This is a genomic window from Afipia sp. MLSD5-FHT05B12 (genome assembly GCF_058793355.1).
The window spans coordinates 38,912-63,615 of sequence record NZ_JBXAFS010000020.1; the positions used below are offsets into that span (position 1 = coordinate 38,912).

The 24,704-nt window shown below is 61.6% G+C and carries 25 protein-coding genes and 1 pseudogene; 11 read left to right on the forward strand and 15 right to left on the reverse strand.

Going from position 1 to position 24,704, the window contains the following annotated elements; genetic code table 11:
* Positions 1-3: 3 nt before the first annotated feature.
* Positions 4-534, reverse strand: coding sequence for a methylated-DNA--[protein]-cysteine S-methyltransferase (locus AC1Q6J_RS19740; RefSeq protein ID WP_492280882.1), 531 nt, complete (start codon positions 532-534; stop codon positions 4-6).
* Positions 535-672: 138 nt separating this feature from the next.
* Between AC1Q6J_RS19740 and AC1Q6J_RS19745 the strand changes: the two genes are divergently transcribed.
* Complete coding sequence (locus AC1Q6J_RS19745) at positions 673-1,038, forward strand: DUF1304 domain-containing protein (RefSeq protein ID WP_492280883.1); 366 nt, start codon at positions 673-675, stop codon at positions 1,036-1,038.
* Between the two features lie 112 nt (positions 1,039-1,150).
* On the opposite strand, the gene AC1Q6J_RS19750 is transcribed toward AC1Q6J_RS19745, so the two are convergent.
* Positions 1,151-1,579, reverse strand: a complete 429-nt coding sequence (locus tag AC1Q6J_RS19750; RefSeq protein ID WP_492280884.1) for a DUF1330 domain-containing protein — start codon at positions 1,577-1,579, stop codon at positions 1,151-1,153.
* A 113-nt stretch (positions 1,580-1,692) separates the two neighbouring features.
* On the opposite strand from AC1Q6J_RS19750, the gene AC1Q6J_RS19755 reads away from it, so the two are divergent.
* Together AC1Q6J_RS19755 and AC1Q6J_RS19760 are read left to right on the forward strand one after the other, a co-directional pair.
* Entirely contained in the window at positions 1,693-2,241 is a 549-nt protein-coding gene (locus AC1Q6J_RS19755) for a TetR/AcrR family transcriptional regulator (RefSeq protein ID WP_492280885.1), read from the forward strand.
* Positions 2,242-2,365: 124 nt separating this feature from the next.
* On the forward strand, positions 2,366-4,651 hold the full coding sequence (locus AC1Q6J_RS19760; protein ID WP_492280886.1) for a transglycosylase domain-containing protein: 2,286 nt from the start codon (positions 2,366-2,368) through the stop codon (positions 4,649-4,651).
* Between the two features lie 66 nt (positions 4,652-4,717).
* On the opposite strand, the gene AC1Q6J_RS19765 is transcribed toward AC1Q6J_RS19760, so the two are convergent.
* From AC1Q6J_RS19765 to AC1Q6J_RS19780, 4 genes are all read right to left on the reverse strand, one after another.
* Positions 4,718-5,557, reverse strand: a complete 840-nt coding sequence (locus tag AC1Q6J_RS19765; RefSeq protein ID WP_492280887.1) for a M48 family metallopeptidase — start codon at positions 5,555-5,557, stop codon at positions 4,718-4,720.
* Between the two features lie 253 nt (positions 5,558-5,810).
* A complete protein-coding gene (locus AC1Q6J_RS19770; protein ID WP_492280888.1) occupies positions 5,811-7,136 on the reverse strand; it encodes a polyhydroxyalkanoate depolymerase in 1,326 nt (441 codons plus the stop codon).
* Positions 7,137-7,268: 132 nt separating this feature from the next.
* Positions 7,269-8,099, reverse strand: a complete 831-nt coding sequence (locus AC1Q6J_RS19775; RefSeq protein WP_492280889.1) for an ABC transporter permease — start codon at positions 8,097-8,099, stop codon at positions 7,269-7,271.
* A complete protein-coding gene (locus AC1Q6J_RS19780) occupies positions 8,096-8,890 on the reverse strand; it encodes an ABC transporter ATP-binding protein (RefSeq protein ID WP_492280890.1) in 795 nt (264 codons plus the stop codon). The genes AC1Q6J_RS19775 and AC1Q6J_RS19780 overlap by 4 nt, the downstream gene beginning before the upstream one ends.
* Positions 8,891-8,985: 95 nt before the next feature.
* On the opposite strand from AC1Q6J_RS19780, the gene AC1Q6J_RS19785 reads away from it, so the two are divergent.
* The 3 genes from AC1Q6J_RS19785 to AC1Q6J_RS19795 all read left to right on the forward strand — a co-directional run bounded on the left by AC1Q6J_RS19785 (position 8,986) and on the right by AC1Q6J_RS19795 (position 11,620).
* Positions 8,986-10,308, forward strand: a complete 1,323-nt coding sequence (locus AC1Q6J_RS19785; RefSeq protein WP_492280891.1) for an ActS/PrrB/RegB family redox-sensitive histidine kinase — start codon at positions 8,986-8,988, stop codon at positions 10,306-10,308.
* Between the two features lie 103 nt (positions 10,309-10,411).
* Complete coding sequence (locus AC1Q6J_RS19790; protein WP_006022489.1) at positions 10,412-10,966, forward strand: ActR/PrrA/RegA family redox response regulator transcription factor; 555 nt, start codon at positions 10,412-10,414, stop codon at positions 10,964-10,966.
* Positions 10,967-11,032: 66 nt separating this feature from the next.
* Positions 11,033-11,620: a biliverdin-producing heme oxygenase gene (locus AC1Q6J_RS19795; RefSeq protein ID WP_492280892.1), complete on the forward strand. Its 588-nt coding sequence runs from the start codon at positions 11,033-11,035 to the stop codon at positions 11,618-11,620.
* Here the strand turns inward: AC1Q6J_RS19795 and AC1Q6J_RS19800 are convergent.
* On the reverse strand, positions 11,617-12,105 hold the full coding sequence (locus AC1Q6J_RS19800; protein WP_492280922.1) for an MmcB family DNA repair protein: 489 nt from the start codon (positions 12,103-12,105) through the stop codon (positions 11,617-11,619). The genes AC1Q6J_RS19795 and AC1Q6J_RS19800 overlap by 4 nt on opposite strands.
* 150 nt (positions 12,106-12,255) lie before the next feature.
* On the opposite strand from AC1Q6J_RS19800, the gene AC1Q6J_RS19805 reads away from it, so the two are divergent.
* From AC1Q6J_RS19805 to AC1Q6J_RS19820, 4 genes and pseudogenes are all read left to right on the forward strand, one after another.
* Positions 12,256-13,398 (forward strand): vWA domain-containing protein, encoded by a 1,143-nt coding sequence (locus tag AC1Q6J_RS19805; protein ID WP_492280893.1) that lies wholly within the window; start codon positions 12,256-12,258, stop codon positions 13,396-13,398.
* Between the two features lie 342 nt (positions 13,399-13,740).
* The gene (locus AC1Q6J_RS19810; RefSeq protein ID WP_492280894.1) at positions 13,741-16,176 is read left to right on the forward strand and encodes an EAL domain-containing protein; all 2,436 of its coding nucleotides are present in this window, start codon (positions 13,741-13,743) and stop codon (positions 16,174-16,176) included.
* 96 nt (positions 16,177-16,272) lie between these two features.
* Positions 16,273-16,944, forward strand: a complete 672-nt coding sequence (locus tag AC1Q6J_RS19815; protein ID WP_492280895.1) for an MBL fold metallo-hydrolase — start codon at positions 16,273-16,275, stop codon at positions 16,942-16,944.
* 104 nt (positions 16,945-17,048) lie between these two features.
* Positions 17,049-17,267 (forward strand): annotated as a pseudogene (locus tag AC1Q6J_RS19820) (GDCCVxC domain-containing (seleno)protein); the annotation flags it as partial.
* 55 nt (positions 17,268-17,322) lie between these two features.
* Here the strand turns inward: AC1Q6J_RS19820 and AC1Q6J_RS19825 are convergent.
* From AC1Q6J_RS19825 to AC1Q6J_RS19860, 8 genes are all read right to left on the reverse strand, one after another.
* Positions 17,323-17,712, reverse strand: a complete 390-nt coding sequence (locus AC1Q6J_RS19825) for a nitrile hydratase accessory protein (RefSeq protein ID WP_492280896.1) — start codon at positions 17,710-17,712, stop codon at positions 17,323-17,325.
* Complete coding sequence (gene nthB / locus AC1Q6J_RS19830; protein WP_492280897.1) at positions 17,709-18,371, reverse strand: nitrile hydratase subunit beta; 663 nt, start codon at positions 18,369-18,371, stop codon at positions 17,709-17,711. Before nthB ends, AC1Q6J_RS19825 begins: the two co-directional genes overlap by 4 nt.
* On the reverse strand, positions 18,368-19,033 hold the full coding sequence (gene nthA / locus AC1Q6J_RS19835) for a nitrile hydratase subunit alpha (RefSeq protein ID WP_492280898.1): 666 nt from the start codon (positions 19,031-19,033) through the stop codon (positions 18,368-18,370). Before nthA ends, nthB begins: the two co-directional genes overlap by 4 nt.
* Before the next feature lie 94 nt (positions 19,034-19,127).
* Positions 19,128-19,331 carry a dodecin family protein gene (locus AC1Q6J_RS19840; RefSeq protein ID WP_024574122.1) on the reverse strand — a complete coding sequence of 68 codons (204 nt, stop codon included), beginning with the start codon at positions 19,329-19,331 and terminating at the stop codon, positions 19,128-19,130.
* Between the two features lie 174 nt (positions 19,332-19,505).
* Positions 19,506-21,458: a hybrid sensor histidine kinase/response regulator gene (locus AC1Q6J_RS19845; protein ID WP_492280899.1), complete on the reverse strand. Its 1,953-nt coding sequence runs from the start codon at positions 21,456-21,458 to the stop codon at positions 19,506-19,508.
* Positions 21,459-21,549: 91 nt separating this feature from the next.
* The gene (locus AC1Q6J_RS19850) at positions 21,550-22,410 is read right to left on the reverse strand and encodes a hypothetical protein (protein ID WP_492280900.1); all 861 of its coding nucleotides are present in this window, start codon (positions 22,408-22,410) and stop codon (positions 21,550-21,552) included.
* 135 nt (positions 22,411-22,545) lie between these two features.
* Complete coding sequence (locus AC1Q6J_RS19855) at positions 22,546-23,724, reverse strand: DUF3095 domain-containing protein (RefSeq protein WP_492280901.1); 1,179 nt, start codon at positions 23,722-23,724, stop codon at positions 22,546-22,548.
* A gap of 159 nt (positions 23,725-23,883) precedes the next feature.
* Positions 23,884-24,147, reverse strand: coding sequence for a DUF3551 domain-containing protein (locus AC1Q6J_RS19860; protein WP_492280902.1), 264 nt, complete (start codon positions 24,145-24,147; stop codon positions 23,884-23,886).
* A gap of 131 nt (positions 24,148-24,278) precedes the next feature.
* On the opposite strand from AC1Q6J_RS19860, the gene AC1Q6J_RS19865 reads away from it, so the two are divergent.
* Positions 24,279-24,683, forward strand: coding sequence for a YccF domain-containing protein (locus AC1Q6J_RS19865; protein WP_492280903.1), 405 nt, complete (start codon positions 24,279-24,281; stop codon positions 24,681-24,683).
* The last annotated feature ends 21 nt before the right edge of the window (positions 24,684-24,704 follow it).

Below are 24,704 nucleotides of genomic sequence, written 5' to 3' on the forward strand. Positions count from 1 at the left end.
GCGTTATCGTTTGTTGAGCGCCGCGCCTTCATGTGCGAGCAGCCATTCCTTGCGTGCGAGCCCGCCACCATAACCGGTCAGTGATCCATCAGCGCCGATCAGCCGGTGACACGGCACGACCACGCTGACCGGATTTGAGCCGTTGGCGAGACCCACCGCGCGGGCCGCATTGGGCACGTTCAGGCGAGCGGCGAACGCACCGTAACTCGAGGTTTTACCCGCGCGGATTTTCGGTAGCTCCGACCACACCTTGCGCTGGAATGCCGTGCCATTGGTCCGCCATTTTATCTTTTTCAGTTCGCCCAGATCGCCGGCAAAATAGCGGGTCAGCGCGGTCGTGATGCTTCTGGGAGCCGGCGCCTTCTTCAAAGCATAATCGCCGTAGTGCCGCCGCAGCAGGCGATGCAGCCGGGCTTCGTAATCGCTCCAGTCGAGCGCCCGCAGGAAGCCATGATCGTCGGTGACGAGCAAGGCGATACCGATCGGTGTTTCGAGCCGGCCGAGATGAAATCGTTCAGGTTGTTTTGCAGTCATGTTCAATTTCCGTCGTCACGAGTTTCAGCCATCCTGGCCGAGGCGACACGGGAAGTCTTTCCGTTTTCCGATAACATCGGGCTCTCGGCAATCGCAGCGCTTGCTGCTAGGTTCCCGCCCCTACAGGGGGGAATTGCCATGAATTTGATTGCCAATGGTCTCGTCGCGCTGGTCGCGGCGCTGCACATCTATTTCCTGGTGCTGGAGATGTTTCTCTGGACCAAGCCGAAGGGTCTCGCGACATTCGGTAATACAATCGAGAAGGCGCAAGCCTCCGCGGTACTCGCTGCCAATCAGGGACTCTATAACGGCTTCCTGGCTGCCGGGCTGATCTGGGGGCTGCTCCACCCGAGCCTGGCGTTCGGCTTCCAGATCAAGGTGTTCTTCCTGCTGTGCGTGATCGTGGCTGGACTGTATGGCGGCTACTCGGTCAGCAAGAAGATCATCATGGTGCAGGCGCTTCCCGCCGCAGTCGCATTGGTCCTGCTCTGGCTGGCGCGTTGAACTATTCAGCCAGACATTGGATCAGCCGGCTTGTCGGTTAGCTCCCCTCTCCCGTGGGGAGAGGGGGAGTGCATCGCGAATGCAGCTATAGCTCCGTTAAAAACGCAGCATTCTAATCCGGAATTTCGCCAAAGGTTTTGCCGGCCTGCATGGGGGCGGTGCGGATCAGCCGCGAGTCTTCGACCGCCGCCTGCCGATGCTTGACGGCTTCGCGATAAGCCGGATCGCGGATCATTTCCACGAACGCCGCGACGCTTGGATACTCGGCAATGAAGCAGTGGTCCCAGCGCTCTTCCGACGGGCCGATCAGCATCAGTTCGAATTTGCCTTGCCAGACGATCCGGCCGCCTAGCCGCGTGAACACCGGGCCGCTTTCGCGGCCGTAGCTGGCATAGGCTTCCGCTCCAGTGGCCTTGCAGCCATCAGGATACTTCGCCTGCGCATGCAGCCGCACCAGATTCAGCATATGGATCGGGCCGGAACGATCATTGGCGCGGAACGCTGCGAAGACTTCCTTGGTCGGGTCGATATGGCCGGTCATTTTGCTTCTCCCAGGGATGCGATTTCTCCAACGCTAGGTCATTCTTGACACAACTGTCAAGAATGACCTAGCGTTGGCACATGGTTGGAACGCGGCAGTTCGATGAAGATGAGATGCTGGCCGATGCGCTGGATATGTTCTGGCGCAAAGGATTTACCGGCACGTCGATGATCGACCTTGCACAGGCGACCGGAATTCAGCGCGGGAGCCTCTACAACGCCTACGGCGACAAGGAACAACTGTTCCTGCTCGCATTCGACAGATACGCGGAGCGCTTTCTCGATTCTGCCCGACACGCCCTTGCCGCGCCCGATCCTCGAATGGCCCTCACCGCATTCTTCGAGGCGGCGATTGCCAATATGACCAGCGGCTCGCCTTCGCGAGGATGTCTCACCACAAAAACCGCCCTGGAGATGGATGGGTTAGGGCCGGCTATCGAGGTTCGCGTCAAACATCTTATCGGCAACCTGACATCGCTCATTACCACGGCACTCTCGGGCCCCCGGGCCGAGTTGACCCTGGCCATCGAGCCGAGAGCCGCGGCGGACCTGGTCGTCACATTCACGCGCGGACTGGCCGTCATGGAACGGGTCCATCACAACCGGAAGCGGCTGAAGCAGACGGCCGCGCAGCTTGTTCAAGTTCTGTGCCGGCCCAAGTGACCGGGCAGTGACCTGACCCGGACGCGGAACATCTAATCCCTCGTTAACCTTTGCGTAACGCGCCTTTAAACCGCCATCGCTAGCCTGCACGCCTTGCATAATCAGCATCTCGGCACGGGTTTGGATGGCGTTGGGACGTAAAAAAAACAGCGGTCGCAAGGAGCCGAAATTCGATGGCGCCGCATCGCTGGACGGCGTTCGCCTCAATCCGTGGGATCGCGTCGGCGGCCCCGGGGACGACGAGGACGTGAGGCCAAAGCGGCGCGCGGCAAAAAGCCGTCCCATTGATGACGACGAGGACGACGCTCCGCGCGAACCTCGCCCACGCAAGACACGTGCGGCAGCCCGCAAGGAACACAAGGCCAAGGCAAAGGAACGCTCGCGCTCCGGCCTCGGCCGTCTTGTGTATTGGGGGGCCGTGCTCGGCTTGTGGGCGATCATCGCCGGCGCCGGTGTCGTCATCTGGGTCGGCGCGCATCTGCCCGCGATCCAGTCGCTGGAAATTCCCAAGCGTCCGCCCACCATCCAGATCACCGGCATGGACGGCAGCGTGATTGCGACGCGCGGTGAAATGCCGGGCGCCAATGTCTCGGTCAAGGATCTGCCGCCTTATCTGCCGAAGGCGTTTATCGCCATCGAAGACCGCCGCTTCTACTCCCATTTCGGTGTCGATCCGACCGGCATCATGCGCGCCGCCGTCACCAACCTTCTGCATCGTGGCGTCTCGCAGGGCGGCTCGACCCTGAGCCAGCAGCTCGCCAAGAACCTGTTCCTGACCCAGGAGCGCACCTTCCAGCGCAAGCTCCAGGAAGTCGAGCTGGCGCTCTGGCTGGAGCGAAAGTACTCGAAGAACGAAATTCTGGAGCTGTATCTCAACCGGGTCTATTTCGGTTCCGGCGCTTATGGCGTCGAAGCGGCGGCGCAAAAGTATTTTGGCAAATCGGCGAAGAACGTCTCGCTATCGGAAGCCGCGATGCTCGCCGGTCTCGTCAAGTCCCCGTCGCGGCTCGCGCCCAACCGCAACCCGGAAGGCGCAGAGAAGCGCGCGCAAATCGTGCTGAGCGCGATGGCCGACGTGAACTTCATCACCGACGCGCAGGCCAAGGCCGCGATCGAGAAGCCATCCTATGCCGTCAGGCCGGTTGGCGCCGGAACCATCAACTACGTCGCCGACTGGATCGGCGAAGTGCTCGACGATCTGGTTGGCCAGATCGACCAGAACATCGTGGTGGAAACCTCGATCGATCCCAAGCTGCAAAGCGTCGCCGAGGCTGCGATCATCGACGAGCTCGCCACCAAGAGCGTCAAGTTCAACGTCACGCAGGGCGCGCTGGTGGCGATGACACCGAGCGGCGCGGTGCGCGCCATGGTCGGCGGGCGCAACTACGCCGAAAGCCAGTTCAACCGCGCGGTGACCGCGAAACGCCAGCCCGGCTCGGCCTTCAAGCCATTCGTTTATCTCACCGCCGTCGAAGCCGGCATGACACCCGACACGATGCGTCAGGATGCGCCGCTCGACGTCAAGGGCTGGCGGCCGGAAAACTACAGCCGCGAATATTTCGGCCCGGTGACGCTGACGCAGGCGCTGTCGATGTCGCTGAACACCGTCGCGGTCCGGCTCGGCCTCGAAGTCGGCCCGGCCAATGTTGTGCGGACCGCGCACCGTCTCGGCATCGCCTCAAAGCTCGAACCTAACGCGACGATTTCGCTCGGCACGTCGGAAGTCTCGCTCAACGAACTGGTGGGCGCCTACGCACCATTCGCCAATGGCGGTTTCACCGCCTCGCCTCATGTCGTGAACAGGATTCGCACCCCCGAGGGAAAGGTGCTGTATGCACGCCGAACCGATCCTCCCGCGCGGGTGATCGATGCGAACGTGGTGGGCATGATGAATGTCATGATGCACGAGACGCTGGTCACCGGCACCGCGAAGAAGGCAGACATTCCCGGCTGGTCAGCCGCAGGCAAGACCGGCACCAGCCAGGATTTCCGCGACGCCTGGTTCATCGGCTATACCGCCAACCTCGTCACCGGCATCTGGCTCGGCAACGACGACAACTCGCCGACCAGAAAAGCAACCGGCGGCGGATTGCCGGTCGAAGTCTGGACCCGGTTCATGAAAGCTGCGCACCAGAACGTCGCGCCTGCGCCGCTGCCAGGCTCAACGCAATCGCCGGGCGGCTTCCTGTCAAATCTGTTTCCCGGAAATCCGCGGACACCCGCGCGCGAGCCCTATCCTGCGCAGCCCTATCCGCAGTCGTCGAACAATCAGGAATATCCGAACGCGCCTGCGCCCTACCCGCAGCAGCAGCAAAACCGTCCGCCAGTCACGCAAACATCGGCACGTCCGGAAGCGGCGGCGGGTCTCGATGGCTGGCTGATCGATCGGGTTTTCGGCGGCCGACGCTAAAGGCGCGGCTGAAGTCTGATTCAGCTCTACTGAATCAGACGCAGAAATCTCTCCTGGAAAATGTGGCTACTCTTCGATGCCGTAGCGATGCAAATCATTGCCGTGGGTGTCGAGCCATCGCTTGGCGCGTTCGGTCGCCGGACAAATCCTTGCCACGACCTTCCAGAAGCGCGGCGAGTGGTTCATCTCGACGAGATGCGCAACCTCATGCGCCGCAAGATAATCCAGCACATAAGGCGGCGCGAGAATGAGCCGCCACGAGAACGACAGCGAGCCCGCGGAGGTGCATGATCCCCACCGGCTCGACTGATCGCGGATGGTGATCCGCTTCACCTTGACGCCGAGCTCCTCCGCATAGCGATGGGAAGCTTCAGTGAGTGCGCGGCGAGCTTCGCGCTTGAGGAAATCATGGACGCGGCGATCGATGAATTCAGAATCACCCGCGACACACAGGATTTTGTCGCCGCTGTCGCGCATCTCCGGCCACACGGTTCCACGCACGCACGCGCGATGCACGATCCGATGCGGAACGCCGCGCAACGGGACCGACGTGCCTGGCGAGAACGGCGCGGCTTTCGGCAAACCACCGAGACGCGCAGCGATCCAGGCGCCGTGACGCTGCGCGAAGTCCTTGGCTTCATACAGATTTCCGCGCGGAGGCATGGTGAGAATGGCTTCGCGCCTGCTCGGATGAATGCGCAGCGTGTATCGGCGCGCGCGCCGGTGACGCCGCAACTGAATTGTGTAAATCGATGAGCCAATTTTGACCGCGAGCGTGCGCGGTTCGGTCGGGCGGCGATAAAGGAGAGCGCGAAAGGCCATGTCAGCGGGTCCGGACAGCAGGAATTCGCCGGGATTCTGCCATATCCGCCGCCAGTGAAATTCATCGGCGCAAAAACAAATCATTTGCCCAATATATCGTAGTTTTAGGGACTTAGCCTCCCATATCCGGGGGGATGAAACCTGAAATTAAGATTCATTTCTAGGTCAAGGCCTCAACCAGAAACGGCTCGCGAAATTCACTCCTCTGCCTCAATTGGTGAGGGCTAAATCGGATGCGAATCCAAATAGTTACCGAAATTGCTGCGGACTCGGGAGCGCAAAGCTCCGGAATCCCGTATAAAATGGGCTTTTCCAGCCCAAAGGGGCCGAAAAAAGCCTATTCGGCAGCGGCCAGAGCCCGCTTGCCATGGGCCGACGAGTGCATGAAATCGGAGATTCGCGGCACGATTTCCGACTTGAAGCGAGAGCCGTTGAACACGCCGTAATGGCCGACGCCCTTCTGCACATAGTGTATCCGCCGCGCATCCGGAATCGAGCTGCATAGCCCATGGGTCGCTTCGGTCTGACCCAAACCTGAGATGTCGTCGTTCTCGCCTTCCACCGTCATCAGCGCAACGCGCTGAATCTTCGACGGATCGACCGGCTTGCCGCGATGCTTCATCTCGCCCTTCGGCAAAGCGTGCTTCACGAACACCAGATCGACGGTCTGCAAATAGAATTCAGCGGTGAGATCCATCACCGCCAGATACTCGTCGTAGAATTCGACATGCTTGTCGACGAGGTCGCCGTCGCCTTTGACGAGATTGCTGAACAGCCGCTTGTGCGCATCGACATGGCGATCGAGATTCATGCTCACAAAGCCTGTGAGCTGAAGGAAACCTGGATAGACGTCGCGCATGAAACCCGGATGCGGGAACGGCACCTTGGTGATGACATTGTTGCGGAACCAGTCGATGCCCTTCTGCTCGGCAAGATCGTTCACGCCGGTCGGATTGCGCCGGGTGTCGATCGGACCGCCCATCAGCGTCATCGATGTCGGGAAGTAGGGATCCTTCTCGGCCTCCATGATGGAAACCGCGGCTAGGACAGGCACGGACGGCTGGCACACAGCGACAACATGCACGTCGCCTTTGAGCGCATGGATCATCTCGATGACGTAATCGACATAATCGTCGAGATCGAAACGGCCCTGCGCCACCGGGACCATGCGGGCGTCGGCCCAGTCGGTGATGTAGACATCATGCCCCGGCAGAAAGGCTTCCACTGTGCCGCGCAGCAGCGTCGCATAGTGTCCTGACATCGGCGCGACGATCAGCACGCGCGGCTGCGGCGTGCGCAGCGGCTGGGTGAGCATGCGTTCGAAGTGCAGCAGCCGGCAGAACGGCTTTTCCCAGACCGTCTTGACCTCGACTGGAACCCGCATGCCGTTGACTTCGGTATCGTTCAGACCCCATTCGGGCTTGCCGTAACGGCGGGTGGTACGCTCGAACAGTTCGCAGCCGGCGGCAATGGATTTACCGAACTCGGTGCTGGCAACTGGATTGAAGGGGTTCTCGAACCACAGCTTCATCATATCCGCCATCGCCCGCGCCGGATTAAGCGAGGCCTGGCCCATCTCGTACATCCAGTACATGGGCGTGGTCAGCGCAGGGCTGACCTCGGACGGCAAGCCAGGCGGCCTGCCAAATTCGCCAATCGGCATAGTAGTTCTCGCTCCTGGTGTCCCGTACCGACATTTTCGCGGCGCAGCATACTGTCGGGCCTGCGACAAAGCGTCAATCCGCCCATTTTATAGAATAGATGATTAATTAACGGGCGGAGGCCGCGAGCAGGGTTATTCACCGCTTTGGACCAGCGATCCGTGTTTTCTGGCGCTCTTCAGCAGCAGCAAAAAGGCAACAGTCGAGACGGCAAACAAAGCCGCATTGATCGCCAGGGCCTCAATCATCAGGTCCGCCCGATAGACATGATCGATCAGCAGCGCCCGCATCCCCTCAAACACATAGGTCGGCGGCAGCATCCACGCCACCACCTGAAGCCAGTCCGGCAGCACCGAGACCGGGTAGTACACGCATGACAGTGGCAACAGCGCGAACATCAGCGTCCACGCCAGTCCCTCCGCGCCCATGCCGTTACGCAGCACCAGCCCCGACGAGATCAGGCCGAACGACCAGCTCGTGAAGATCAGATTGCAGAAGAACGCGACCAGCGCGAGACCGAACCCGAACAGGTTGAAACCGAAGAACGCAATGGCGAGTACCGTCATCGGAATCACGCCGATAGCCAGCCGCACCACGCTCATCACCATCAGCGAGATCAGGTACTCGCTGACCTTGAGCGGGCTCATCAGCAGGTTGCCGAGATTCTTCGACCACATCTCTTCGAGGAACGACATCGAGAAACCGAGCTGACCGCGGAACAGAATGTCCCACAGGATCACCGCGCCGATGAAAGTGCCGCCGGCCTTGGCGAAGAAACCCGCGTTCTGCGAGATATAGGCTTGGGAAAAACCCCACGTGATTAATTGCAGAACCGGCCAGTAGATCAGCTCCAGCAGCCGTGGCCATGACGATGTGAGAAGATACCAGTGGCGCAGGATCATCGCGCCGATGCGATGCGGGGCGATCATCTGCGGATTGCCGGGACGAAGTTCGATCCCGCTCATGACGCCGCCTGCACACGGCCGCGCGCCACATCAAGAAACACTTCTTCCAGCGTGGTGCGATTGTAACGCGCCAGAATGCCGGCCGGGCTGTCATCGTCCTCAATGCGCCCGCGCTTCATGATGATAACCCGGTCGCACAGCCGCTCGACTTCAAGCATATTGTGCGATGCCAGCAGGATCGTGGCGCCACGTTCCTTACGGTAGGTTTCGAGATGGCTCCTGATCCAGTCCGCGGTATCCGGATCGAGCGACGCGGTCGGTTCGTCCAGCAATAACAGTTCCGGCTCATTGATCAGAGCCTTCGCCAGCGCCACGCGTGTTTTCTGGCCCGCGGAGAGCTTTCCGCTCGGGCGATCGAGAAACTCGCCGAGATCGAGATCCGCGGCAAGCGAAACGATCCGGTCCTTCAGATGCGTTACCCCGTAGAGCCGGCCGAACACGGTGAGATTCTGCCGCACCGTGAGACGGCCCGGCATATCGACATAGGGGCTCTCGAAATTCATCCGGCCGAGCACCTCGGAGCTTTGCTCGGGCATGGCGCAGCCAAGCACGCTGACGCGGCCCGAGGTCGGCGACACGAGCCCCATGATCATGGAAATGGTCGTGGTCTTGCCGGCGCCATTGCCCCCAAGCAGCCCGGTCACGGAGCCGCGCGAAATCGTGAACGAGATGTCATCCACGGCGCGGGTGGTCTTGTAGACCTTCACCAGCCGCTCGAGCTCGATCGCCGTGTCGGGCGATGCCGGACCGGAATGCGACGTGGCACGGGAGGGCGAGAGCTGCACGGTCATAGTATGCGTTCATTGAGCCAACAGGAGGCCCTCCGCAAGAGCCGGATACGCAGGGCCGGTTTGTGATCGGCGTTGCCGGACGCTAAAGATACGGCATGAGCGATATCGCGACCTCCGATTTCCGCCACCCGCGCCGTTATGTGCGCCTCGACACCATCCTTCGGCTGCGCTGGCTGGCCGCACTCGGACAGCTGGCGACGATTTTCATCGTCTCGGAGGGGCTCGACTTCGAAGTCCTGGTGATCCCCTGCGTGGTCATCATCGGGCTGTCGTCGCTTCTCAATCTGGTGCTGCAGATCAGGTTCAACCCGGTCCACCGCCTCGCCCCCCGTTACGCCGCGGCCCTTCTTGCCATGAACATCGCGGAGCTTGCCGCCCTGTTGTTCCTGACCGGCGGTCTACAGAATCCGTTTTCATTTCTTTTCCTTGCGCCGGTTCTGATCTCGGCAACCGCTCTGCCGACGCGGATCACGCTCGCGCTTGGCATCTTCGCGGCCGCCTGTGCCACGGCCCTCGGGTTTTTCCACCTGCCGCTGCCGTGGAATGGCGAAGAGCCGCTTGTGCTGCCGCGCACTTACATGATCGCGGTCTGGATTTCGATCGTGCTGGCGATCGGCGTCACCAGCCTTTACGCGTTCCAGGTCACGGAGGAAGCCCGCAAGCTCTCCGACGCGCTGGCCGCCACCGAACTTGTGCTGACGCGGGAACAGCACCTGACGCAAATCGACGGCCTCGCCGCAGCCGCCGCACATGAACTGGGAACACCGCTCTCCACCATCTTCCTGATCTCACGCGAACTGGAGCAGGCCATTCAGACCAACGGTCTCGACGATCATGCCCGCGGCGATCTGAAGACGCTGCGCGAACAGGCGCAGCGCTGCCGCGAGATTCTCGCAAAGATCACGCAACTGTCGTCGCAGGGCGCACCATTCGACCGGATGCCGCTGTCAACGCTGATCGAAGAAACGGTCGCTCCGCATCGCGACTTCGGCATCGCCATCAAGGTGCGTATCGCGCTGGCACAGGACGAGCCTGTCGGCATGCGCAATCCTGCGATTCTCTACGGTGTCGGCAATATTCTGGAGAACGCTGTCGATTTCGCACGCGAGCGCGTTGAGGTGAATGCCTGGTGGAATGCGAGTACCGTCGAAATCGTCATTTCCGACGATGGGCCCGGCATTGCGCCGGACATTCTCAAGCGGATCGGCGAACCCTACCTGACGCGGCGGCGCACTGGCGACGCGCCCGGTGGCGGGCTCGGCCTTGGCGTTTTCATCGCCCGCACCTTGCTGGAGCGCACCGGCGCACGCGTGTCTTTCACCAACCGGACCTTCCCCGATCATGGCGCGATTGTCACGATTGTCTGGCCACGCAGCAGTTTCGAAACCGAGGAAGTTCCGTCAGGGGCACTGTCTTGACGCCTTGCGCAACTGCCGCGTCGAGGCGGGAAAAGTTACCGGCCTTGGCATTGCCCGATTAAGAGGCCATATCTGTAGAAGGAATATCAGGAGGCGCCAAACCGTGACCGCAACTGCCGATTTGACCGAGATTGCCGACCGTTCCTTGCTGATTGTGGAGGATGACAAGGCATTCCTGGAGCGGCTGGCGCGGGCGATGGAGACTCGCGGGTTTGCTGTGAGTACCTGCGACAATGTGTCCGACGGCCTCCATCACATCGACCAGACACCTCCGGCTTTTGCGGTGGTCGATCTGCGGCTCGGCGATGGCAACGGTCTCGACGTGGTGTCGGCGCTGAAACGGCAGCGGCCTGATGCGCGCGCCATCGTGCTCACCGGCTACGGCAATATCGCGACCGCAGTCACAGCGGTGAAGATGGGTGCGGTTGACTATCTCTCGAAGCCGGCCGATGCCGACGACGTGGTTGCCGCGCTGCTTGCGAGCGGCAACGACAAGTCGCAGCTTCCGCAGAACCCCATGTCCGCCGACCGCGTCCGTTGGGAACACATCCAGCGCATCTATGAAATGTGCAATCGCAATGTTTCGGAGACGGCGCGCCGCCTGAACATGCATCGCCGGACATTGCAGCGTATCCTGGCCAAGCGCGCGCCGCGCTAAGCGGCTGGTCCGGCGTGGAACCTTTATGAGCGAGGCTGCGTTATCTGCTCGGGAGGCGAAACCGTCATGGGCGCCGCAATCTGGGACATGATCCGCGAGGCGACACGGACGTCACACAGCCGTCTCGACGTCGCGCTGTCCAGACTTGATATCGCGATCCCCCTTTATTACGAGGCCTTTCTGCGAAGCCAGGCCGAGGCGCTATTTCCCATCGAAGCCGCTCTGGAAGCCGGCGGAATTGAAAATCTCATTCCCGATTGGACGCTGCGCGTCCGCACGCCTGCGCTGGAACGCGATCTCGCGACATTGGGCATCGTCAGCAAGCCGCTGCCCACACCCGATTTCAAATCCGCCGCGGAAATGCTGGGCGCGGTCTACGTCCTTGAAGCGTCACGGATGAGCGAACGGGTCATGCTTGCGCGTCTTGCCGAGAATCCGGACTCCGATATGATGAATGCGACGGCCTATCTTCGTCACGGTTTCGGCAAGCGGTTCTGGCCGAGCTTTCTCACGCTGCTGGAAAATCATCCCGAGGCGCTGGCCGATCCGGCAGGCGTCGTGCGCGGTGCGGAGATTGCGTTTGCAATGTTCGAGGATGCCTTGATCCCGGTGGCGAACGTCGCCACGACCCCATTCACACAGGCAAATCTCTAGCTCTCGTTCGCATGTCCCTGCGGATCGACAAGCCGGCTGATGCGCTGCGCCGCCAGCAATCCAAAACTCACGATCATCGATTTACGCGTCGCCGCCGGCAACCGGTGTTCAGGCGCGTCGCAGTGCAGATGCGCGCCGTAAGCGTCGGCGACGATGAGGCCCGTGTCCGCCGGAAACAGTTCGCACGGCATGTCCTGGGTGAATGCAAAGAACAGCCGATCGCAATGCACGCGGTAGTCCTGCCATTTTTGATCGGCGCGCAGATCCTCGACCGACGATTTTATCTCGACAATCCAGATGTCACCGCGCGCGTTCATCGCGACCAGATCGGCGCGGCGGCCTGACGGCAGGGTCAATTCGCTGACGCAGGAAAATCCCAGCGATTTCAAAAGCCTGGAGGTGCCACGCGCAATCGCCAGCGCGGTGTCGGACTGGCGGCGATCCGGCGGCAAACTCGGCTCGATATGGCGAAACGGTGAATGCATCATTCCGGCAAGCGTAGCAGAAAAGCAAATCCCCCTCAGCCTCAAAAGCGTACCTGCCCTGACACAATTCGGACCCCGAGCCGTCGCGAAGCATGGGAACCATCGGTTCCGCTGGGAGCGGAACATGATTTCAGCCCTTGGAGGGGGAAAATGGACTCACGCATCACCGACAGATTCAAATTCGGCGGCACTGCATTCGCACTTGCCGCTCTCTTGTTGCCGATCACGTCGGCATTCTCGCAGGCCATGGCCAAGCCCACTGTCGAGGTCGCGTTCGTTCTTGATACAACGGGCTCGATGGGCGGTCTGCTTGAAGGCGCCAAGCAAAAAATCTGGTCGATCGCAACGAGCGTCGTCGACACCAATCCCGACGCCGACATCCGGATCGGCCTCGTCGCTTATCGCGACATCGGCGACGAATACGTCACCAGGACGTTCGATCTCACCACCGACATTCAGGACATCTATGCCAACCTGCTTGAACTGAAAGCGCGCGGCGGCGGCGACTGGCCCGAGAGCGTCAACGAAGCGCTCGATGTGGCGGTCAACAAGCTGCAATGGACCAAAGGCAGCGATGCGAAACGCATCGTGTTTCTCGTCGGCGACGCACCGCCGCACATGGACTACGCGCAGGACACCAAATATCCGAAGACGCTCGCGGCCGCCAAACAGCGCGACATCGTGGTCAACGCCGTGCTGGCCGGAGGCGCCCGCGACACCGAGCGGGTCTGGCAGGATATCGCACAGCTCGGCGACGGCCGCTTCATTCCGATCCCGCAGGATGGCGGCGAGGTCGTGGTGATCGAAACACCTTTTGACGACGACATCATCATCCTGCAACGGGACATCAACGGCACCGTGATTCCCTACGGGCCGCAAAAGCAGCAGAAACGCGTCGAGGAAAAAACCCGGCAGTTGTCGCAGGTCGCGGCGGCGGCGCCAGTGCAGGCATCCGACATGGCGAGCTATCTGAACAAGCGCTCCAGGATATCCTCTGAGGCTGTCACCGGCGACGGCGATCTGGTCAGCGCTGTTGCTTCCGGACGCGCCACACTCGGCAGCGTCAAGGACGACGAGCTTCCCGACGATTTGCGCAAGCTTTCCCCCGGAGAGCGCAAGGCCGAGCTCGAGCGGCAGACCCGGAAGCGAAAGGAGCTCAACGAAAAGCTCGCAACCCTGGTGCAAAAGCGCGATGCGTTCGTGGCCGAGAAGAAACGCAGCGCCGCGCCCGCCAAAGCCTCATCATTCGATCGTGTGGTCGAAGACACGCTGAAAGCCCAGACCAGGCGGTAATTAAGCCGCTCCGTGCGGAGCGAAGATCCGGCGTAAAGCCGCCCCGAATGGCCGGTCCAGGACCGGGGCCGGCCATTCGGGGTCCGGAAAGGCCTGTTCCGATTAGGTTCCTCCCTGCCCGCAGAAAATTACCTGCAAACCTTATCTGATTGTTTACCCGCGATTCACGCAACTCTCCAGTTGTGCAATCGGGGGGCGCAACGTTGGCGCGCCTTTAATCAGATGCCGTCAGTGTTGGACTGCGCACCATGGCCGGCCTCAACGGCAACCAGGCTGCGCCGGTACCAGGACTTGGAAGCAGAGAATTCGCGTCGAACAGCAGGCAGGGGGCGCACGCGTCCGATGAAGCTTAATCTAGTGTCCGTGAATATGCGCTTGCTGCGGCTGGTCTCGCCCTTCATTGCCATTGTCTTGCTGCAAGCCTTTCTTGCCGGACTAAGCCTCACTATCCTCTCGTCAGTTCGCGCCTATGTCGGCGGCGAAAGCCTGTGGTCAAAAGGACAGAAGGACGCCATCCATTATCTTTATCTCTACGGCGAAACCGGCGAAGAACGGCTTTATGAGCAATTCCGGCGCGCAGTCGCGGTGCCGCTCGGTGATCGCGACGCGCGACGCGCGCTCGAGTTGAAAAAGCCAGACATCGCGGCAGCTCGCGCCGGCTTTATGCAAGGCGGCATCCATCCCGACGACATCGACGGGCTGATTTGGCTCCATCGCTATTTCCGCCAGTTGCCGTCTTTCAAGAAAGCCATCATCCACTGGATCAACACCGATCCGATGCTCGATGAACTTGCAAATCTCGCCCAGACGGTTCGTATCGGAAATATTGACGGCCCGGTTTCGCGCAAGCAGATCGAAGAGCTGCGCAGCCAGATCAGTGAATTCAACGCGCGCTTCGCGCCGGAAGCGACGGCGTTTGCCGAAAGCCTCGGCAACGGCTCGCGGCAGGTCAAGTTCGTGCTCGCGATCGCCAACCTGTTCACTGCCGGTTTGCTGGGATTATTGCTGATGATGCTGACCCGCTACTTCCTGGCGCAGCGCCGCAGATTCGTGCATGCGCTGCAGGCCGAGAAAGAGCGCGCACAGATTACACTGACGTCAATCGGCGATGCCGTGATCAGCACCGACGCACAAGGCCGCGTGGATTACATGAATCCGGCCGCAGAAAAGCTGATCGCCTGCCGGGCTTCGGCAGCCAGGGGTCAGCCGCTGACATCGCTGTTCCGGATTCTCGATGAAGAAAGCGGTCAGGCGCGCGAGGGTCAGATCAAGCAGATTCTGGATGGATGCGATCTCGCCGCCAACACCCGTCCTCAACGGCTGCAACGGCCCGACTCTACGTCAGTAGCGATCTCCATGGTCGGCACGCCGGTCTACAAGGGTGGAGCCGTCGCGGGGGCCGTGCTGGTGCTGCACGACATGACCAGCGAAAAGAAATACATCGCCCGCCTGTCATGGCAGGCGTCGCACGACAGCCTCACCAAGCTGGCCAACCGCCGCGAATTCGAACACCGGCTGGAGAAGGCGCTGCAGCGGATGGACCGCGATCAGGACGGCCCGCACGCGCTGATGTTCCTCGACCTCGACCAGTTCAAGATCATCAACGACACCTGCGGCCACGCCGCCGGCGACAAGCTGCTCTGCGAAGTCTCGGATTCACTGCAACAGCATCTGCGCGTGGACGACCTGCTGGCGCGGCTCGGAGGCGATGAATTCGCGATTCTGCTCGAAAACGGCGGCCTTGAGCGTGCTGCGATCGTTGCCGAACGGTTGCGGCAGGCGGTTCACGACCTCAACTTCGTCTGGAACGGACGTCCGTTCACGATCACCACAAGCATCGGCCTGGTCCAGATCCGCGGCGGTGCAACCAAGGACGAGACCCTGCGCACGGCTGACCTCGCCTGCTATCTCGCCAAGGAGAAGGGACGCAACCGCATCCAGATCCACAATCCGAGCGACAGCGAACTGCTGCACCGGTTCGGCGAAATGGCTTGGGTGCAACGGATTCACGATGCCCTGGAAGAACACCGTTTCTGCCTGTACGCGCAACGCATCGTCTCATTGCAGGGTCCGAGCCAGACCGGCGCGCATATCGAGCTTCTGCTGCGGCTGCGCGACAAGGACGGCAATCTCGTGCCGCCCGGCGATTTCATTCCCGCCGCCGAACGTTACGGCCTGATGCCGCTGATCGACCGCTGGGTGGTGCGTCATGCTTTCGAGACCATCGCGACGCGGCTTGGCCGCGCGGCCTCGGCGACCATCGCCACCTGCGCGATCAACCTGTCCGGTGCGACCTTCAGCGACGAGGGCTTTATCGACTATGTTCGTGAACAACTCGAGCTTCACAACATTCCGCCAGAGATGATCTGCTTCGAGATCACCGAGACCAGCGCGATCGGCAATCTCGACAATGCCGCCCGCTTCATCAAAGTGTTGCAACGGCTGGGCTGCCGGTTCTCGCTCGACGATTTCGGCAGCGGCATGTCGTCGTTCGGCTATCTGAAGAATCTTCCGGTGAATTACCTCAAGATCGATGGCGGGTTCGTCAAGGACATGCTCGACGATCCGATCGACCGCGCCATGGTCGAGATGATCTGCCGCATCGGCAAGGTCATGGGCAAACAGACGATTGCCGAGTTCGTTGAGAACGACGCGACCGTGCAGGCGTTGCGCGAGATCGGTGTCGATTATGCTCAAGGCTACGGCGTCGGCCGGCCCGAACCGTTCGAGATTGCAGGCCCTGCCATCGGCGGCCAACCCAGCCTCCGGGTGGCCTGACCGCGGAGCGAAATCCGCCGCGGCGTGCAGCCCCTGTTCTCGGGAACATTGTCGGAATCCGCTTGGCGCGGCGCAAAAAATCAGCATTGTGGCCGCATGACAGATGAATCGAAGCAAGCCGCCAAAGCGGGCGCCCTGATCGTGCCGGTTTCCCCGTTTCAGCAGAATTGCACGCTGCTGTGGAACGCCGCGACCATGCATGGGGTCGTAATCGATCCCGGCGGGGACGTTCCGGACATCCTCGCGGGGATCAAACAGGCCGGCATCACGGTCGACGAAATCTGGATCACCCATGGCCATATCGATCACGTCGGCGGCGCGGCGGAACTGCGCGATGCATTGAACGTCCCGATCGTGGGGCCACATGCCGCTGACAAATATCTGCTCGACAACGTCGTCACGAGCGGCGCCAATTTCGGCATGACCGGCGTGCGCAACTTCGCACCGGACCGCTGGCTGAACGAAGGCGATCAGCTCAAGATCGGCGACCTCATATTCGACGTCTACCATTGCCCCGGCCACTCGCCGGGCAGCGTCGCGTTCTTCAACAAGGATATGCGCTTTGCGATCGTCGGCGACGTGCTGTTCAACGGCTCGGTCGGGCGCACAGATCTGCCCGGCGGCGATCACGCAGCCCTGATCCACTCTATCAACGACAAGCTGCTGCCGCTCGGCGATGATGTCGGCTTCATCTGCGGCCATGGCCCCGGCTCGAACTTCGGCCACGAGCGCACAACCAATCCGTTCCTCAATGGCGGGCTGGGCTGACCAGGGCAGGCCGCCCAAGCCGATGCGTATCGGCTGTCCGCGGGTCACGGTTATGTGTGAGTCTTATGACAAACGGGTTGTGCCGAAGCATGTAGGATGAATCCATGCAGCTTGAGGCAGCCATCACATGTCCGGACTGCGGTCATCGCGCGCTGGAAACGATGCCCACCGACGCTTGCCGGTTTTTCTACGACTGCAGGGGTTGCGGCACGCGGCTGAAGCCGAAGGCCGGAGACTGCTGCGTGTTTTGCTCTTACGGCTCGTTGCCATGTCCGCCTGTTCAGGCGCAGCGTGGCGGCGAAGGGGATGCGAAATCATGCTGCCCCGACGAGAACCTTTCCGCTTCTGACGAACCAGACCCAGGCGCAATGACTGGTCTTACGCGTCCTTGAAATCACCTTGCGTCAGTTCGATCGGCTGACCATGCGGCGTGCGGTCGGCGGCATGATCCCAGGCATCGCGATAGCGATGCAACTCGCTCGCGGGCGCTACGTTCTTCGCCGTCACCAGTTGCTCGAGAGTCGCGAGCCAGTGCCGGTAGTATGTTTCGCCGGTATCGGCGTCGCCCTCCGCCTGCGCGTGCTTGATCTGCTTCGCCAGTGCATCCGCCCATTCCGGCCAGGTGAACAGGCCCCGCGCATGCAGAGCGAGCGCCATCGCAAAGGCGCGGGCCTCCCATGGCTCGCGAAACACCGGGCCGTCGTGGTCGCGCGGAATTCCCGGCACGCTGGCTGCCGCCTGCATCGCTGCCCGCCGGTCGATCGTCATTCGGCGCTCTCCAGATACGACTCCCAGGCATCCACCGAGACAGAGCTCGCAGCATCGCCACGATCGCCCCATAATTCGCGCCCGGTGAAGCACACGGTGTAAAGTTGCTGCGGATTCTCGCCGTCACCACGCGCGTTGCTGTCCGCAAAGACATGCGCGCCATGGAGCAATTCCACCACGCCGACATGGCCGCGCACATAACGCGGCAGCCGGATATGACCCGCCGGATGAATATTCTTCGCACGCACCCGATCACCGATCGCGAACAGCGGTTTTGAGGTTGCTTCGCGCTCCGTCGGCGCGCCCCGGCGCAGCATACCCTCGACATCGCCGGGCGCCAGAATGGGCACGCCCGCCTTCGGCGGGTGCAACACGTGGCCGGCGTCGATCTCATCCGGCATCACCAGACCGCGCTCCTGCATCAGCCGTTCCAGACCCGCCAGCCAGATCTGGTAATAGCTCTTGCCGAGATAGTCCGCGGGCGAGCGGTTCTCGCGAGCGAAGCGGGACATATCGATGTTCCAGCCGCCGGGCCGCGCCATTGCCAGCGTCAGCGCGAGCGCCCGCCGCTCCCATTCGGCATGAAAGACGGGCTCGTTCGGCTCCGGCATCACCGGGCCGAAGCCGTCGACGCCGCCCATATCATGCGCGCCGTTCATGATGCGGCCTGCTCCGGCGATTTGGGAAAGCCGGTTCCGATCATGCTGTCGCGCGTGACCAGTCCGGCGAGTCGCTCCTCGCTCCAGCCTTCAGTCCCGGCAGGACGCCGCGGCACCACCAGATAACGGATCTCGGCGGTGGAATCCCAGACGCGGATTTCCGTGTCGGCCGGAAGCTCGAATCCGAAATCGCGCAACACGCCGCGCGGATCGATCACCGCGCGCGACCGATACGGCGCGGCCTTGTACCAGACCGGCGGCAGCCCGAGCACCGACCACGGATAGCAGGAGCACAGGGTGCAGACGACCATGTTGTGCCGCCGCTCGGTGTTCTCGACCGCGACGATATGCTCGCCCTGCCGGCCGGCATAACCGAGTTCGGCGATCGCTGGCGTCGCGTCGCGCAGCAGGCGCGCACGGTAAGCCGGATCGGACCACGCTCTTGCGATCACGCGTGCGCCGTTGCGCGGCCCGACCTTGGTCTCGTAGGTTTCGATCAAAAGATCGAGCGCGGCGGGATCGACATACCCCTTCTCGGTCAGGATCGTCTCCAGCGCGCGCACGCGCAATTCCGTCTCCGACAATTCCGAATGGTCATCGCCATGATGATGGTGATGGCCCCCGTGGCCGTGATGATGGTCGTCGTGTTCGTGTCCGCTCATGAGACAAAGATAGTCTTGCCCGCATCGATGTGTCGAGAGCGGGATTGCCACAGCGGCAAGATGTGATGTGAGGACGCTCCAGTCCTTGAGCGCATCAGTCCTTGAGAATGAATGTCACCTTCAGGTTGACGCGGTATTCCGCGATCTTGCCATTCTTGATGACGCATTTCTGGTTGGCGACCCAGACGCCTTCGACATTCTTCAATGTCTTGACGGCACGTTTGACGCCATTCTGAATGGCGTCTTCAAAACTTTTCGGGGAAGCGGCAATGAGCTCGGTCACGCGTGCAACTGACATGATTTTCTCCTGACAAGGATCAAGACATAAATCCACTGGCACTTGAGCAACGGCAGCTTAGGCGCGCAGCCGGGGGCGTCAAGTTGACAGGCCCCAGCCCGGCCGGTGCGAGCGCAGCATCGCGTCTGCCCGGCACCCGGCGCACAAACTCACAGATTGCTTTTGTGACAAAGGCTAGTTCGCGATCGCCGCGGTGACAGCGTGCATCAACTCCTGCTGGCGAAACGGCTTGCCAAGCTTCGGCAGGTCGGCGTCCACGCCCGGCGGCAGCTCCGCATAGCCGGTCGCAAGAATGACCGGAAGGCCCGGCCGTTCGGCCTTGATCGCGGCGGCGAGTTGGGCGCCCGTCATTCGCGGCATGGCATGGTCGGTGATGACGAGATCGACCGACGGCTCGCGCCGCAGAATCTCCAGCGCCTGGCTGCCTGACGTCGCCTCGAGCACCGTGTGTCCCATGTCCTGCAACATCACCGCGGTGTTCATCAGCACGAGACCGTCGTCGTCGACGGCGAGTACCACAAGCGGGCGGGTGCCGGTCATGCCGTCCTGAATAAAGCGCCCGCCCTGCGCGGGCCGGGTCGCTTTCGTGGCGGGAAGCCAGATTTCCGCTGTCGTGCCCTCACCTTTCTGGCTCTTCAGGAAAAAGCGCCCGCCGGACTGTTCGGTCATGCCGTGGACCATCGACAATCCGAGGCCCGTGCCGCGGCCCACACCTTTCGTGGTGAAGAACGGTTCCATGGCGCGCCTCAATGTCGCGCTGTCCATTCCCTCGCCGGTGTCCTTCACCGAGAGACAAACATAACGTCCTGCTTTCAACCTGCTTCGCGAGCGAGCCCTGACGACTTCCTCGTGCGCCGTAATGACGATACGGCCGCCGTCAGGCATCGCATCGCGCGCATTCACCGCAAGATTCAGCAACGCCATTTCAAGCTGATTGGCGTCGGCGTGAACGAGATCGAGCCTGGGCGGAAAGTGCGTCTCGATCTGCACCGACGGCCCCAGCGAACTCTGCAACAGATCGGTCATGCCGCGCACGAGCACCGGGACATCAACCGGCTTGAGATCGAGATCCTGACGCCGCGCAAAAGCCAGCATACGCTGGGTCAACGCCGCGCCGCGCTGCGCGGCTTGCGCGGCATTGGCAATCAGCGTCGTGACCCGCCCATCGTCCGGCAGCCGCTTGCCGGCAAGCTCAAGGCTGCCGAGAATGACCATCAGCAGGTTGTTGAAATCGTGCGCGATGCCGCCGGTCAATTGCCCGATGGCATCCATTTTCTGCGAATGGGCCAGCGCCTCGCGCGCCTGCTCGAGAGCTTTCTGTGTCTCCCTGCGCTCGGTGATATCGCGCGTCACCTTGGCGAAACCGATGATGGCACCGGCCTCATCGCGGATCGGATCGATGACGACGTTGGCCCAGAACTGGGTACCGTCCTTGCGCACACGCCAGCCTTCCTTCTCGAAGCGCCCCTCGCGCCGCGCGGTGGCGAGCGCATTCTGCGGCTCGCCTTTCTGCCGGTCGCCCTCGGTATAAAACTTCGAGAAATGCTGGCCGATGATTTCGTCGGCGCAATATTGCTTGATGTGTTCCGCACCCTGATTCCAACTGCTCACGTATCCCTCCGCGTCGAGCATATAGAGCGCGTACTCGGTCAGACTCTGCACCAGCAGCCGGAACTGTTCTTCCTTTTGCCTCAGACGATCTTCGGCGGCCTTACGCTCCGTGAGGTCGTGCGTGATCGTGGCAAAGCCGACGAGGCGCCCGTCGGGCGAACGGATCGGATCGATCACCACGTGAGCCCAGAAACGGCTGCCATCCTTGCGGATACGCCAGCCTTCGCTTGCGAACTTGCCTTCCCGGGCAGAGATTTCGAGCGCACGCGCGGGGAGCCCGGCTTTGCGGTCGGCCTCAATATAAAACTCCGAGAAATAACGACCGATAATCTCGGAAGGTGTGTAGCCCTTGAAGCGCTGCGCGCCGGGATTCCAGCTCGTCACCCGCCCGTCCGGGTCGAGCATGTAGATGGCATAATCGGTGACCGCTTCGACCAGAAGCCGGTAACGTCCGTCCTGGGTCAGGGAATCATCGAACCGGCTCGATGTCTGGAAGGCGGTATTTTCAAAGGCCATTCAAAATAACCCCGTACCAACGGGGCAAAACGCCGCCGGTCGGGGAAAGTTCCACCTGCTGGTGGCCGGCCTGGCCCAGAATAACCGAAACTCAGTTCCGAACCGCGTAAAGCGGTGTCCGCAATGTCAGTTGGACCACCGGCTCGGGTGTCCAGGCGACCTCGACTGAGGCCCCAAACAGCCGGTTGTCATTGTCATCCATCCGTTCGAGATCGAACCTGAGCAACGGCTGGGTAAACGCTTTGGCCCTGATGATGCCAGTGCCAATCTGGGCGCCACCGAAGGTCTGGACGCCCATCCGCGCGGACACCTTCCAGTTGTTCGGCCACTGATAGTAGCCGCCGATGTATCCGGCAAATGCCGGCTCGACCCTGGCAAGCCCCGAATCCACCCAGACAGCGGTCAATCGCGTTCCGAACAGCAGACCCTGGGTTTGATCTTCATCGAATCCATAATCGAGTTCGACCACCGTCTGGTTCGATGTCGCGGCCAGCCCCGGCGCGCTGGTGATCGACCGCGTGAGAGTCGAAATAACGGTCACCGTCTTGCTGTCCTGCTGAATGACGTCGGCATTGAAACCGATGTTCCAGCTGTCGAGCGTCATCGATGACCATGACGTGAGATCGCTTCGCGATGTGCTGGCGCTGACGCCGCCATACAGCGAGAAACGCTCGGTGATGTCCACCGTCAGCGGCGCGTTCAGCGTCACGACCTGGCCCGCTGCCAGCATCGGAGAGACGAAGTTCCTGAACCCGATGGCGAGCGTATTGGGCGGCACGCTGGTATATTGCGTGCTGTAATCCAGATAGATGTTCGGCGGCTTTGAGCCTGCCTTGGACGGCTCGTCGTCTTCGTCGTCGCTGGCGCGGGCGAGATCGAAGGTGCCAGGAACGAAGGTGCCAGGAACAATGCCAAGAATGACGAGCAGGCCGAGCACGACACTGCGAAGCATCCGGCCACAACGAATATCCCTGAAATCGATCGCCCTCAAAACACGCTCACCGATATGAAATGCCGCGAAAGTCCGGCGATGGTGCCGCTTTCCGCATCGGTTTTCAATGTCCGGAGATGCGAACGACAACCTGATTTAGTTCAGTGTGGCTTTCAGCGCGATGGCGGCCGAGGCATAACCGCCCCGCGCACCATCCACGAAATGAAAATGGTCCGGACGCGATGCCGACAAGGTGAAGCACGTCATCATTGCCGCATCCTGACGGTGCAGACCGTAACGCGCGGTGCCGACAGCGGCGGCGGCGGCAAGACGGCTTTCCAGCGCATCGGCCAGTTCAGGCCTGCAATCGAGTACCATGCGCAGGCCATCGTCGTATTTCCGGAAATCCGAATTTTCGACGACCTGCTGCATGTAAATCTGCGGCACGAAGCCGCCGGCTGAAATGTTGAGGCGAAACAGCAGATAGGCGAACAGCGTCCAGGCATGAACACTGAGTCGCCGGACGAACAGCGGCCTGCCGCGCAGCGCCAGCGCCTCGTAATCGGCTCCCGGTGTCGGCCAGCGCATGCGCGGACCGGATGACGGTACAGGCCGCCCCGCACCGGGACTTCGCTCGACCAGCGTCACCACATCTTCGATCAGGCGGCGAAACCCGGCGCTATCCGACGACATGCCCGGCACGATCAGCATCGACAGGATGACGCCGCGCTCCGCCGGCATCTCCGAAAAACGGCACGACAATCCCGTGAGGTCGGGATGCGCGCCGGACGGCGCCATCGGTATGGTGAACTTGCCGCGCTTCATCGCGGCTTCCGCCCACGCCAATCCGCCGCCGGAAAACATCGCGTAGGACACATGCGGCGACGCCGCGTAGCGCGCTATCCGCACATCGAGCCCCTGCGCGCGAATGGCCTCGATCGGCACCAGCGCGACACGCAGCGACAGATCGAGATCCTCCTTCACCCAGGTCGCGGTCGCCGCCAGCGCTTCCCTCGCCCGGTCGGCGTCCCTCGGCGAGACCGCGAAGCTCGCGCCATCGCCCCCGAAGGCAAACGGAAAATCCCTGTTCTCAAGCGCATTGGTCACCGACGCGATCACCGCCGCGCCGGCCATGTTCACCGCCTTGTAGCGATTGTCCGCGATGGCCTTGGTGGACTGCACGATGTCGGCGACGCCGATCAGCCATCCGCCCGGCACCGGCCGGTACAGGGACGGGTCCATCAGGTTCGCGAATCCGCGGAACACCGGCATGGCGCTGTAATAATCATCACTGCCGACGGTATCCGTTGCACTCTGCTCTTGCGACACGTTCATGACCGTTGCTTTGCCATTGTTTCAGGCGCGACCTTGTCAGGCCAGCGTTCCAAAAATACGGACGCTCAGCAATCCGGGTTCAACGTCTGGCGCAAACAAATATCGGCGCGGACAGACCGCGCCGAGGAAACATGGCAACAAACCGCGCGGATTGCCGGATCAGTAACGATATCTGTGCCGGCGATGCCGGCGCGGGGCGGGTTCATAAGGCTGATACCATGCGTTCGCGCTGCACGAGCCGCCGACGCCGCTGGTGGCCGCCCGGCACTGTTCATAGGTGTAATAGGCGCAGACCCGGCCCTGACCCGCGCGGCTGTAGTTTTCCGAGCAGAACGGCGCGTCGGCCTTGGCAGGCGCCGCGGCAAAGGCGATGACCGCAAAAGCGGCTGCGGCAAGTAGCGCCCGGAATTCGGATTTTTGCATCGATGTCCCCTGATATCCGGCTTTATACGGGCGTTGCATCGAGATTGGCTACCACAAACGCGATGTCAGTTTTCGCGACGGCGACGACGGAAAGTGCTAGACTGGAAGTGACGTTCATTGAGTGAGTTCCGATGTCCCCCGTCTCTCTGATGCTCAATATTTTGTGGGTCGTGCTCGGTGGCTTCTGGATGGCGCTCGGCTGGGCCGTCGCCGCCGTCATCATGGCCATTACCATCATCGGAATTCCATGGGCGCGCGGCGCATGGAATATCGCCCTTTATACGCTGTTTCCGTTTGGCCAGAAAGCCGTCTCGCGCGAGATCTATATCGGCGAGCGCGACTTCGGCACCGGCATTTTCGGATTCATCGGCAATCTGATCTGGCTCATCCTGGCCGGATGGTGGCTGGCGCTTGGCCATCTCTTCACGGCGCTCCTGCTCGCCATCACGATCATCGGGATTCCATTCGCCTGGGCGCACTTGAAGCTTGGCGCCATCGCGTTGTGGCCGATCGGCAAGACCATCGTTCCTGCTTGACGACCGCGCGGCGCCGCAAGT